Source organism: Nocardia sp. BMG51109 (genome assembly GCF_000526215.1).
GTDB lineage: Bacteria > Actinomycetota > Actinomycetes > Mycobacteriales > Mycobacteriaceae > Nocardia.
In genome coordinates this window covers 3,527,686-3,540,415 of record NZ_JAFQ01000004.1, presented here as the reverse complement: position 1 = coordinate 3,540,415, position 12,730 = coordinate 3,527,686, and the positions used below count along the sequence as shown (strand labels likewise).

At 63.2% G+C, this 12,730-nt stretch carries 8 protein-coding genes and 3 rRNA genes; all 11 read right to left on the bottom strand.

Translation table 11 applies throughout. The features are described from left to right. Positions 1 to 107 precede the first annotated feature (107 nt). On the bottom strand, positions 108 to 416 hold the full coding sequence (locus D892_RS0117615; RefSeq protein WP_024802509.1) for a hypothetical protein: 309 nt from the start codon (positions 414 to 416) through the stop codon (positions 108 to 110). An 11-nt stretch (positions 417 to 427) separates the two neighbouring features. Further along, positions 428 to 1,159: an endonuclease NucS gene (nucS, locus tag D892_RS0117610; RefSeq protein ID WP_024802508.1), complete on the bottom strand. Its 732-nt coding sequence runs from the start codon at positions 1,157 to 1,159 to the stop codon at positions 428 to 430. 38 nt (positions 1,160 to 1,197) lie between these two features. Further along, positions 1,198 to 1,920 (bottom strand): rhomboid-like protein, encoded by a 723-nt coding sequence (locus tag D892_RS41375; protein ID WP_051499750.1) that lies wholly within the window; start codon positions 1,918 to 1,920, stop codon positions 1,198 to 1,200. Positions 1,921 to 2,365: 445 nt separating this feature from the next. Further along, positions 2,366 to 2,482: ribosomal RNA gene (gene rrf, locus D892_RS0117600) — 5S ribosomal RNA — on the bottom strand. Positions 2,483 to 2,584: 102 nt separating this feature from the next. Further along, positions 2,585 to 5,693 (bottom strand): 23S ribosomal RNA (locus D892_RS0117595). A gap of 329 nt (positions 5,694 to 6,022) precedes the next feature. After that, positions 6,023 to 7,539: ribosomal RNA gene (locus tag D892_RS0117590) — 16S ribosomal RNA — on the bottom strand. Together the 16S, 23S and 5S rRNA genes form the textbook arrangement of a ribosomal RNA operon. Before the next feature lie 446 nt (positions 7,540 to 7,985). After that, positions 7,986 to 9,239, bottom strand: coding sequence for a UDP-N-acetylglucosamine 1-carboxyvinyltransferase (gene murA / locus D892_RS0117585; RefSeq protein WP_024802506.1), 1,254 nt, complete (start codon positions 9,237 to 9,239; stop codon positions 7,986 to 7,988). Between the two features lie 123 nt (positions 9,240 to 9,362). After that, complete coding sequence (locus D892_RS0117580) at positions 9,363 to 9,971, bottom strand: cob(I)yrinic acid a,c-diamide adenosyltransferase (RefSeq protein ID WP_024802505.1); 609 nt, start codon at positions 9,969 to 9,971, stop codon at positions 9,363 to 9,365. 115 nt (positions 9,972 to 10,086) lie between these two features. Then, positions 10,087 to 10,503, bottom strand: a complete 417-nt coding sequence (locus D892_RS0117575) for a DUF2550 domain-containing protein (RefSeq protein ID WP_036567164.1) — start codon at positions 10,501 to 10,503, stop codon at positions 10,087 to 10,089. Positions 10,504 to 10,828: 325 nt separating this feature from the next. Then, a complete protein-coding gene (locus D892_RS0117570) occupies positions 10,829 to 11,194 on the bottom strand; it encodes a F0F1 ATP synthase subunit epsilon (protein WP_024802503.1) in 366 nt (121 codons plus the stop codon). A 32-nt stretch (positions 11,195 to 11,226) separates the two neighbouring features. Then, positions 11,227 to 12,675: a F0F1 ATP synthase subunit beta gene (gene atpD / locus D892_RS0117565; protein WP_024802502.1), complete on the bottom strand. Its 1,449-nt coding sequence runs from the start codon at positions 12,673 to 12,675 to the stop codon at positions 11,227 to 11,229. Positions 12,676 to 12,730 lie beyond the last annotated feature (55 nt).

The window sequence follows — 12,730 nt, the reverse complement described above, 5'->3', positions numbered from 1 at the left end:
ATCCCGCCGGGCGACACAGTTATCCGTCCGAAGGCCGCCCCCGCACCGCCGGGGGCGGCCTTCCTTATGTCTGTCGCCGGAATTGTTCTCCGGCGAACGAGGATGATTCAGGACCAGCGCCGCGTAATGGTGCGGGTGTGGCGGCCACGCCAGCAGCCGGTGTGCCAGTGCCGGCGGTCGTCCTCCCCGTCGTGCTCGCGCCAGGCGACGATATGCGCCGTGCCGGGCCGGATCTCGTGATCGCAGCCCGGGCAGCGATAGGTCTTCGTGGCCCGCGAACCGGGAACGGTGCGCACGATATACGTCTCGCCACCGCCCGGCCCCGGCTCGGTACGCCCGAAGACGTCGCCGAGCGGCCGCGGCTCACGCCGGAACCGCGCCGGCGACTGTTGGGGACGCGGTTTCCGGCGGGGCATGGTCTCCGAGCTTAGAACAGCCGGAACTCGTCGCTTTCCGTGCCACGCAGGGCGTCGTAATCGAGTGTCAGGCAACGGATTCCGCGATCCGAGGCGAGAGTCTTGGCCTGCGGCTTGATCTGCTGGGCGGCGAATACGCCCGCGACCGGTGCCAGCAGCGGGTCGCGGTTCAGCAATTCCAGATAGCGGGTGAGCTGTTCGACGCCGTCGATCTCGCCGCGCCGCTTGATCTCCACCGCGACCGTGGCGCCGTCGGCGTCGCGGCACAGGATGTCCACCGGCCCGATCGCGGTCATGTACTCCCGCCGAATGAGCGAGTATCCCGCGCCGAGGGTCTCGATGTGCTCGGCGAGCAGCTCCTGCAGGTGTGCCTCGACGCCGTCCTTCACCAGGCCCGGGTCGACTCCCAGGTCGTGCTCGGAATCGTGCTCGATCTCCTCGATGATGATGCGCAGTTCCTCGCCGGCCTTGTTGGTCACCACCCACGATCTGGCGGGATGGTTGCCGGCGGCGCTTGTCGAGCCGTCGGGGCCGGCGAGCGCCGTGGCCTCGGAATCGCTGCTGCTCCGATCCTCCAGCCAGCACGGCGGGCTCATCCAGTTCAGCGGCTTGTAGGAGCCGCCGTCCGAATGCACCAGCACCGAACCGTCGGCCTTCATCATCAACAATCGCCGCGCCATCGGGAGATGAGCGGTGAGCCGACCCACATAGTCGACCTGGCAGCGAGCAATTACGAGGCGCACCCCAGGCACTTTAGGGGAGCGGGTCCGAACGATGTCATTCAGCCCACGAGCATCAGGTAGCCGAGCGCGGAAGCGATGGCGAGCAGGCAACATTCGAACCGCGTCAACCGGGGTAGCCGCGGTGGATGCGTGCGCAGCAGCCAGAATCCGGCGAGCAGGCCGATCGCGAGGGCCACCAGGTGCCCGGCATTGGTGAACGTTCGGCCCATCGCGACGCCGGAAACCGCCACCGCCAGCCAGCTGATCGCCCAGGTGGCCCGCCACCGGCCGGGCAGCAGCACCACGAACGCGCCGATCACGGCCATCGCCCCGTAGCTGATGCCGACATCCTCGGCCGTCGTGATGCTCACCGGCACCCAGTCCGCCGTGACCGCCACCCACAGGCCCGCGGCGACCAGCAGGGTCGCACCGATATGGCCGGCGACGAAGATACGGATCGTGGTCAGTGCCCCGAACCGGAGCTCGGCCAGCGCGAGTAGGCAGATCAGCAGCGGGATGATCAGCGCCGCCACCGCGCCGTCGCCGACCACGAGGGCGCTGGAGACGAGCGTGCCGTAGTTCCCGCTCAGCAGGTTGCTCAGGTTCGTGCTGGCCCGGAGGACCACCTTGTTCTGCGCGGTGTCACCGAGCGCCGCGAGCAGGCCGGCCACGGCGATGAGCAGGACGGCATAGCCGTAGGTGACGGGAAGGAAGAACCGCCGCCACCCGGAGCGGGTGGCACCCAGCGCAGGAGCCGCCCCGGCCGTTACCTCTCCGACCATCCGCATCGCTTCCTTCCTGCGCGGCTTCGCCGTTCCGGTCCTACCCATCCATCATCCAGCGAAGTCTTTCCGAACAGGTTGCCATTGTTTATGAAGTAGCTGTGAATCCCGCCCGCCGGCCGCGTGTATACCGGGCCTGCCCCGTTACGGGCGGTTCTAACGCCATCGGACGAATCTGCAGACCTCCGAACGACCTCGCGACGAATGCGGCCGCTGGCGCCGGACAGTGCCGGGCGCTTACGACAGGGGGGAGAGATTTCGGACTTGAAAAATGCGAAAGGCCCCCATACAAGGCCGTCCGTAGTGTCATGCCTCAGCCTGACACGACCCGGACCACACCCTGCCCGGTGCCCCCGGAGCCCACCATCCGGTAAGCCACCATGGGAAAGGGCCCGGAAATGACGGAAGGCCCCCAGCTGCTGCTGGAGGCCTCCCTCGAAGTATGTTCCGGCGGTGACCTACTCTCCCACACCCAGTCGAGTGCAGTACCATCGGCGCAGGCGAGCTTAGCTTCCGGGTTCGGAATGGGACCGGGCGTTTCCCCACCGCTATAACCACCGTAACACTATGAAACTATCCACCACCCACCACACACGCTCTGCCGAGCAGGCGGGGGTGTGGTGTGTTGTTTCAGAACACCGCACAGTGGACGCGTAGCACCTTCGTTCATAAGCCCTCGGCCTATTAGTACCGGTCACCTACACCCCTCACAGGGCTTCCAGCTCCGGCCTATCAACCCAATCATCTCTTGGGGACCTTAACCCCTCGAAGGGGGAAAGAAACCTCATCTTGGAACAGGCTTCCCGCTTAGATGCTTTCAGCGGTTATCCCTCCCGAACGTAGCCAACCAGCCATGCTCCTGGCGGAACAACTGGCACACCAGAGGTTCGTCCGTCCCGGTCCTCTCGTACTAGGGACAGCCTTCCTCAAGTTTCTCACGCGCGCGGCGGATAGAGACCGAACTGTCTCACGACGTTCTAAACCCAGCTCGCGTGCCGCTTTAATGGGCGAACAGCCCAACCCTTGGGACCAACTCCAGCCCCAGGATGCGACGAGCCGACATCGAGGTGCCAAACCATCCCGTCGATATGGACTCTTGGGGAAGATCAGCCTGTTATCCCCGGGGTACCTTTTATCCGTTGAGCGACACCGCTTCCACACGCCGGTGCCGGATCACTAGTCCCGACTTTCGTCCCTGCTCGACACGTCCGTCTCACAGTCAAGCTCCCTTGTGCACTTACACTCAACACCTGATTACCAACCAGGCCGAGGGAACCTTTGGGCGCCTCCGTTACCCTTTAGGAGGCAACCGCCCCAGTTAAACTACCCACCAGGCACTGTCCCTGAACCGGATCACGGCCCGAGGTTAGAAGCCCAATACGACCAGAGTGGTATTTCAACGACGACTCCACCCGAACTAGCGTCCAAGCTTCACAGTCTCCCACCTATCCTACACAAACCGTACCGAACACCAATACCAAGCTATAGTGAAGGTCCCGGGGTCTTTTCGTCCTGCCGCGCGTAACGAGCATCTTTACTCGTAATGCAATTTCGCCGAGCCTATGGTGGAGACAGCAGAGAAGTCGTTACGCCATTCGTGCAGGTCGGAACTTACCCGACAAGGAATTTCGCTACCTTAGGATGGTTATAGTTACCACCGCCGTTTACCGGGGCTTAAATTCTCAGCTTCACGGAACAAATCCGTTAACCGGTCCTCTTAACCTTCCGGCACCGGGCAGGCGTCAGTCCGTATACCTCGTCTTACGACTTCGCACGGACCTGTGTTTTTAGTAAACAGTCGCTTCTCTCTGGTCTCTGCGACCCACCCCAGCTCCCCGTGCAAGACGGTTCACCAGAACGGGCCCTCCTTCTCCCGAAGTTACGGAGGCATTTTGCCGAGTTCCTTCACCACAGTTCGCTCGATCGCCTCAGTATTCTCTACCTGACCACCTGTGTCGGTTTAGGGTACGGGCCGTGTACCAACTCACTAGAGGCTTTTCTCGACAGCATAGGATCACTGAATTCACCTCAACCGGCTACGCATCACCTCTCAGGATATATGCAACACGGATTTACCTATGCTGCTCCCTACAGGCTTACACCCGGTAATCCACCACCGGGCCCAGCTACCTTCCTGCGTCACCCCATCGCTTGACTACTACAACCAGGATCCCGTGCATCCCTCTTGGGTCCCCCGAAGGAGATCCCGCCAGTTCAGGACGGTTAGCACAGCTGATTCGCCATTGGGCGCGGATACACGGGTACGGGAATATCAACCCGTTGTCCATCGACTACGCCTGTCGGCCTCGCCTTAGGTCCCGACTCACCCTGGGCGGAATAACCTGGCCCAGGAACCCTTGGTCATCCGGCGGACGAGTTTCTCACTCGTCTTTCGCTACTCATGCCTGCATTCTCACTCGCATGCCCTCCACACCTGGATCACTCCGGCGCTTCCCTGGACATACGACGCTCCCCTACCCATCCAGACCACTGTCCCGAAGGAAATGTCATGTCTGAATGCCGCGGCTTCGGCGGTGTACTTGAGCCCCGCTACATTGTCGGCGCAGGACCACTTGACCAGTGAGCTATTACGCACTCTTTCAAGGATGGCTGCTTCTAAGCCAACCTCCTGGTTGTCTCAGCGATCCCACATCCTTTTCCACTTAGTACACGCTTAGGGGCCTTAGCCGGCGATCCGGGCTGTTTCCCTCTCGACCACGAAGCTTATCCCCCGCAGTCTCACTGCCACGCTCTCACACACCAGCATTCGGAGTTTGGCTGACTTCAGTAAGCTTGTAGGCCCCCTAGGCCACCCAGTAGCTCTACCTCCGGTGTGAAACACGCAACGCTGCACCTAAATGCATTTCGGGGAGAACCAGCTATCACAGAGTTTGATTGGCCTTTCACCCCTACCCACAACTCATCCCCTCAGTTTTCAACCTAAGTGGGTTCGGGCCTCCACAACATCTTACTGCTGCTTCACCCTGGCCATGGGTAGATCACTCCGCTTCGGGTCCATGACATGCGACTCCACCGCCCTCTTCGGACTCGCTTTCGCTACGGCTCCCCCACACGGGTTAACCTCGCCACACACCAATGACTCGCAGGCTCATTCTTCAAAAGGCACGCCATCACCCAACAAGTGAGCTCTGACGGATTGTAAGCGCCCGGTTTCAGGTACTATTTCACTCCCCTCCCGGGGTACTTTTCACCTTTCCCTCACGGTACTAGTCCGCTATCGGTCACCAGGTAGTATTCAGGCTTACCGGGTGGTCCCGGCAGATTCACAGCAGATTCCACGGGCCCGCTGCTACTCGGGTATCTCCCACGACAGGGAACATGTTTTCGCTTACCGGACTCTCACCGTCTACGGTCGGCCATCCCAGACCAATTCAGCTAACACGAACCTTTCTGACTGTCGCCCATCACGGCAGTGATGAGAAGAAAGACCCCACAACCCCGGCCATGCAACGACTGCCGCCTATCACACATAACCGGTTTAGCCTCATCCGCTTTCGCTCGCCACTACTCACGGAATCACAATTGTTTTCTCTTCCTGCGGGTACTGAGATGTTTCACTTCCCCGCGTTCCCTCCACACACCCTATACATTCAGATGCGGGTAACACGACATCACTCGTGCTGGGTTTCCCCATTCGGAAATCCTCGGATCTCAGCTCGGTTGACAGCTCCCCGAGGCATATCGCAGCCTCCCACGTCCTTCATCGGCTCCTGGTGCCAAGGCATCCACCGAACGCTCTTACACACTTACAAACAAAGATGCTCGCGTCCACTGTGCAGTTCTCAAACAACACACCCGGAGAAACCCCAACCCGGACCAACCAGCAACCCACAGCCACCAGCGGTATCCAGGAAATCCCTCCGGATCCATTTTTTGCCTAGAAGAAACACCGCGTGTTCCCTCAGGACCCAACAGTGTGTCGACTACATCCAGCCACCCCGCCACCCGTGCGGCGAAGTTCATGCCGGCGCATGTCAGCGTTCCACCCATGAGCAACCACCGGAAGACACATGCTCCCGTAATGGCCTCTGCCAGAAGAACTCCCACCGACGCGGAAGCCTCACTGGAGAATGCTCCTTAGAAAGGAGGTGATCCAGCCGCACCTTCCGGTACGGCTACCTTGTTACGACTTCGTCCCAATCGCCGATCCCACCTTCGACAGCTCCCTCCCACAAGGGGTTAGGCCACCGGCTTCGGGTGTTACCGACTTTCATGACGTGACGGGCGGTGTGTACAAGGCCCGGGAACGTATTCACCGCAGCGTTGCTGATCTGCGATTACTAGCGACTCCAACTTCACGGGGTCGAGTTGCAGACCCCGATCCGAACTGAGACCGGCTTTAAGGGATTCGCTCCACCTCACGGTATCGCAACCCTCTGTACCAGCCATTGTAGCATGTGTGAAGCCCTGGACATAAGGGGCATGATGACTTGACGTCGTCCCCACCTTCCTCCGAGTTGACCCCGGCAGTCTCCCGCGAGTCCCCAACACGACTTGCTGGCAACACGGGACAAGGGTTGCGCTCGTTGCGGGACTTAACCCAACATCTCACGACACGAGCTGACGACAGCCATGCACCACCTGTACACCAACCACAAGGGGGGCCACATCTCTGCAGCTTTCTGGTGTATGTCAAACCCAGGTAAGGTTCTTCGCGTTGCATCGAATTAATCCACATGCTCCGCCGCTTGTGCGGGCCCCCGTCAATTCCTTTGAGTTTTAGCCTTGCGGCCGTACTCCCCAGGCGGGGCGCTTAATGCGTTGGCTACGGCACGGAGCCCGTGGAAGGAACCCCACACCTAGCGCCCACCGTTTACGGCGTGGACTACCAGGGTATCTAATCCTGTTCGCTACCCACGCTTTCGCTTCTCAGCGTCAGTTACTGCCCAGAGACCCGCCTTCGCCACCGGTGTTCCTCCTGATATCTGCGCATTTCACCGCTACACCAGGAATTCCAGTCTCCCCTGCAGTACTCTAGCCCGCCCGTATCGACCGCAAGCGTGCAGTTGAGCTACACGTTTTCACGATCGACGCGACGAACCGCCTACAAGCTCTTTACGCCCAGTAATTCCGGACAACGCTCGCACCCTACGTATTACCGCGGCTGCTGGCACGTAGTTGGCCGGTGCTTCTTCTACAGGTACCGTCAGTTCCCCTTCGTCCCTGTCGAAAGCGGTTTACAACCCGAAGGCCGTCATCCCGCACGCGGCGTCGCTGCATCAGGCTTCCGCCCATTGTGCAATATTCCCCACTGCTGCCTCCCGTAGGAGTCTGGGCCGTGTCTCAGTCCCAGTGTGGCCGGTCGCCCTCTCAGGCCGGCTACCCGTCGTCGCCTTGGTAGGCCATTACCCCACCAACAAGCTGATAGGCCGCGGGCCCATCTCGCACCGATAAATCTTTCCACCACACCCCATGCGAGGCACGGTCCTATCCGGTATTAGACCCAGTTTCCCAGGCTTATCCCAGAGTACGAGGCAGATCACCCACGTGTTACTCACCCGTTCGCCACTAATCCACCCGAAGGCTTCATCGTTCGACTTGCATGTGTTAAGCACGCCGCCAGCGTTCGTCCTGAGCCAGGATCAAACTCTCCGTTGAAGACTCTCAACCACACCCCGAAAAGGGGTGTAATCGGAAGTAACTCTCGAACCAGGAGTCCGAAAACCTAACTAAAACGCCAGCCGGAATTAAGCTGACTAAAAAATAATGCCCTGCCCTCACACGGGGGTATGAGAACAGGAACCAAAAAATATTTGGCACTGACATTCATCGACACACTATTGAGTTCTCAAAGAACACACGCACACACCATCTCCCAGGCATCCGCCCGCTCGATCATGAGGCAACTTTCCCAGCTTAGCTCAGCCATCCACCCCGAACCAAATCAGAGTCTCAACCGAACCAGTGTGACCATCAGGCGCTCCCCGTCCAACCTCGTGTCCCCGCCTCACAGCCGGGTCGGCGTCCGTGTCGCTCTGACCTCGAATAAGTTACGTGTCGGTGGAATCGATGTCAAATCGCCTGGTCACGAACGATTTTCACAATCAGGCCACACGCCGCACCTCGGCCCCCAGCGCCCCCAGGTTCTCCACGAAATCCGGGTAGCCGCGGTCGATGTGGAACACGTCGTGCACTTCCGTCACGCCGTCGGCCACCAGACCCGCCAGGACGAGTCCCGCGCCGGCCCGGATATCCGACGACCACACCGGCGCGCTCGACAACCGCGGGATGCCCCGCACCACGGCGTGATGGCCGTCGGTCCTGGCGTCGGCGCCGAGGCGGATCATCTCCTCGACGAAACGGAAGCGAGCCTCGAAGACGTTCTCGGTGATCATCGAGGTGCCGTCGGCGATCGCCGCGAGCCCGATCGCCATCGGCTGCAGGTCGGTCGGAAATCCCGGGAACGGCAGCGTCGAGAAGTTCACCGCGCGCGGTCGCTCGGCCTGCGTCACGCGGAAACCGTCCGGCTCGAACGAGATTCGCGCACCCGCGGAGCGCAGCTTGTCCAGCACCAGGGACAGGTGCTTGGGATTGATTCCCGTGACGCGGACGTCGCCCAGCGTCATCGCGGCGGCGATGCCCCAGGTGGCGGCGACGATTCGGTCCCCGATCACCCGGTGCGTGGTCGGCGAGAGCTTGCGCACGCCGTCGATGGTCAGCACCGAGGTGCCCGCGCCGCTGATCCGCGCGCCCATCCGGATCAGCATGGTGCACAGGTCGACGATCTCCGGCTCGCGGGCCGCATTGTCGATGACGGTCTCCCCCTCGGCCAAGACCGCCGCCATCAGGATGTTCTCGGTGGCGCCGACCGACGGGAAGTCCAGCCGGATGCGCGCGCCCTGCAGTTCGTCGGCGCGGGCCACCAGGCAACCGTGTTCGATCTCGCTGGTCGCGCCGAGCAGCCGCAGCCCGGTCTGATGCATGTCGAGGGGTCGCGATCCGATCGCATCGCCGCCGGGCAGCGCCACGACCGCGCGCTTACACCTCGCCATCAGGGGCCCGAGCACACAGACCGAGGCCCGGAACTGGGTCACCGCAGGAAAATCCGCGTGGTACTTCGGTTCGGTGGGGGTGGTGATGGTCACCACGGAACCGTCGACCGTCACGTCGCAGCCGAGGCCGCGCAGTACCTCGCCCATCAGTGGCACGTCGAGGATGTCGGGGCAGTTCGTGATCGTCGTGGTGCCCTCGGCGAGCAGCGCGGCGGCCATCAGCTTGAGCACGCTGTTCTTGGCCCCGCCGACTGTCACCTCACCGGCGAGCCGACTGCCACCGGTCACCAGAAACCGTTCACTCACGGGGGTCAGCCTAGTGGCCCGGAGTGGGGAGGGTGACCACTCCGCCCCTGCCCGAGCGGATGTCGTGGCCGAGGCGTTGCCGCGGCGAGATGCGACGGATCGAAGCGCATGAAAGATCCGGCCCTACGAGTCCGGCTGCCCGGCCGCATCCCCCGGCCCGTCCACCGAACCGCCGGGGCGCCACAGCACGTCGCCGTCCGGATTGGCCACCCGGCCGAGGATGAACAACAGATCCGACAGCCGGTTGAGGTATTTGGCCGGCAGCACCGACGTGTCGTCGGGATGCGCGTCGACGGCCGCCCACGCGGACCGCTCGGCCCGGCGGGCCACCGTCCGCGCCGTGTGCAGCAGCGCGGCCAGCGCGGTACCGCCCGGCAGGATGAACGAATTCAGCGGTGCCAGGCCCGAATTGAATGCGTCGCACCAGGTCTCCAGGCGATCGATGTAGTTCTGGGTGATGCGCAGCGGCGGATACTTCGGATCGGCCACCACCGGGGTGGACAGGTCGGCGCCGGCGTCGAACAGGTCGTTCTGTACCTGCCGCAGCACCGGCAGGATCTCCGCATTCGGCGCGCCCAGCGCGACCGCGACACCGATCGCGGCATTGGTCTCGTCGCAGTCGGCGTAGGCGACCAGCCGTGCGTCGGTCTTGGCGACCCGGGAGAAGTCGCTCAGCCCGGTCGTGCCGTCATCGCCGGTCCGCGTGTAGATCCGAGTCAGGTGCACATTCACACCGCCACACTAACGCCCGAGAACCGCGACGTTCCGCTGGATGCCGGGCTGATGCCGGCCCGGAGGATTCCGGGATAACGGAATAGGAGCACGTCCGGACGCCGGCCGCCGCCGGCTACCTGCGGCGGCGGATGCGTTCGGAGGGACGCGATTCCACCCAGGACAGGAAGGCCGCCAGCGCACCGCGGTCCAGGGCCAGCTCGTAACTGCCGTCGCCGTCGGACACCGCGATCACGATGATCTCGTCGTTCATGATGTCGTATTCGTCGCCGACCGGACCGCGCCGATCCACCACCTCGATACCCGATCGGCGAATCGTGGAGTCGGCCCCCACTTTCAGGCTGGTCAGCTTGAAGAAGACCAGGCGGTCTTCCTCATAGCGAATCAGCCCGTGCCGCCAGCCCTGCCCGCCCTTGACCGGCAGGACCCGCAGGATCGCCGGCGTCCCACCGCGGCGCAGCATGACGAAGCGGTACAACGACACCAGCGCCAGGCCGACGAGCAGCAGCACCAGAATGATCAGAAGCACCATCCCGGTCCACAATCCAGGTCCGTCCCTTCGCCGTTGCCCCTGTGCCGTTACGGGAGCCGTGCCATCCCGAGCAGGGTCACCATTGGGGCGAGTCTACAAACCGTTCCGTCCCGTGGTGCGGCCGGTACACCGGTCGGGGGCCATCTGCCGACCGGGCGCGTCGCCGCGGCGAGCGGGCCACGGAAAGGTTTGGCTCACAGCGTAATCGGTGCGCGCGAGACACACCGCCCCGACCCGCGCGAACGCATAGATCGGCAGCGGTACATATCGGCAACGGCGGCCCCGGGAGTGATCCCGGGACCGCCGCTCGATACTTCCGCTCGAATCAGGCCCGCGCGGCCTCGAACGCGCGGACCTGCCCGCGCGCGGCATTCTGGGCCTGCTCGGAGGCGTTCGGATCGGCGAGCACCGCCCGCGCGGCCTCGACGTCCACGTCGTCGGCGAATTCCGCGGTCTCTGCGAGAATCCGCACCGACGATGCCGTCACCGAGAAGAACCCGCCGTGCACGGCGGCGACGATGCGCTCGCCTTCCGCGCTGTCGATGATCACCGTGCCGCCCTCGACCAGTTGGCCGAGCAGCGGCTCGTGGCCGTGCAGAATGCCGACCTGGCCCTCGGTGGTCTCGGCGACGACGAAGCTCGCCTGCCCGGACCACAGTCGCCGTTCGATGGCGACCAGATCAACTGACATCGCATTTGAATCGGACACAGTAGCCATGGTGACTACTTCCCGGCGATTTTCTTGGCGGCCGCCTCGACGTCGTCCAGGCCACCGCAGGAGTTGAACGCCTGCTCCGGCAGGTGGTCGAATTCGCCCTTGCAGACCCGCTCGAAGTCGTCGATGGTCTGCTCCAGCGGTACGACCGAACCCGGGTTACCGGTGAACTTCTCGGCCACGATGAAGTTCTGGCCGAGGAACTTCTCCAGGCGGCGAGCCCGGCCGACCAGAACCTTGTCCTCTTCGGAGAGTTCGTCCATGCCGAGAATGGCGATGATGTCCTGCAGTTCCTTGTACTTCTGCAGGATCCGCTTCACCTCGTTGGCCACCGCGAAGTGCCGGTCGCCGACGATCGAGGCCTCGAGGATGCGCGAGGTCGAGGTGAGCGGGTCGACGGCGGGGTAGATACCCTTCTGCGAAATCGGGCGGGAGAGCTCGGTGGTCGCGTCCAGGTGGGCGAAGGTGGTGGCCGGCGCCGGGTCGGTGTAGTCGTCGGCGGGCACGTAGATCGCCTGCATCGAGGTGATCGAGCGGCCGCGGGTCGAGGTGATCCGCTCCTGCAGCTGACCCATCTCGTCGGCCAGGGTCGGCTGGTAGCCGACGGCGGAGGGCATGCGGCCCAACAGGGTCGACACCTCGGAACCGGCCTGGGTGAAGCGGAAGATGTTGTCGATGAACAGCAGCACGTCCTGCCCCTGCACATCGCGGAAGTACTCCGCCATCGTCAGCGCGGACAGCGCGACCCGCATGCGGGTGCCCGGCGGCTCGTCCATCTGACCGAAGACGAGGGCGGTGTCCGGGAGCACGCCCATCTCCTCCATTTCCAGGTGGAGGTCGGTGCCCTCACGGGTGCGCTCGCCGACGCCGGCGAACACCGAGGTGCCGGAGAACTCGCGCGCGATACGGGTGATCATCTCCTGGATCAGCACGGTCTTGCCGACACCGGCGCCACCGAACAGGCCGATCTTGCCGCCCTTCACGTACGGGGTCAGCAGGTCGAGGACCTTGACGCCGGTCTCCAGGATCTCGGTCTTACCCTCGAGCTGGTCGAAGGCCGGCGGCTCGCGGTGGATGCCCCACTGCTCGCCGTCGCGGCCGGTGCCCGGCTTGTCGAGGCAATCGCCGAGCGCGTTGAAGACGTGGCCCTTGACGATGTCGCCGACCGGCACCGAGATCGGCTTACCGGTGTCGCGCACGTCCGCGCCGCGGACCAGGCCGTCGGTCGGCTGCATCGAAATGGTGCGGACGATGTTGTCACCCAGGTGCTGCGCCACCTCGAGGGTCAGCGTCTTGGCCACCGACGGCAGGGCGATATCGGCGTGCAGGGCGTTGTACAGCTCCGGGATGGCGCCCCGCGGGAACTCGACGTCCACGACGGGACCGATGACCCGGGCGACGCGGCCGGAACCGGCGCCCGCCCGGCTGGTGTTTTCTGCAGTAACTGCTGCGGTCATGGTTTCTCTCCGAAAATATGGCGGTGTACGCGGGTCCCTACGTGGTTACGCAGGC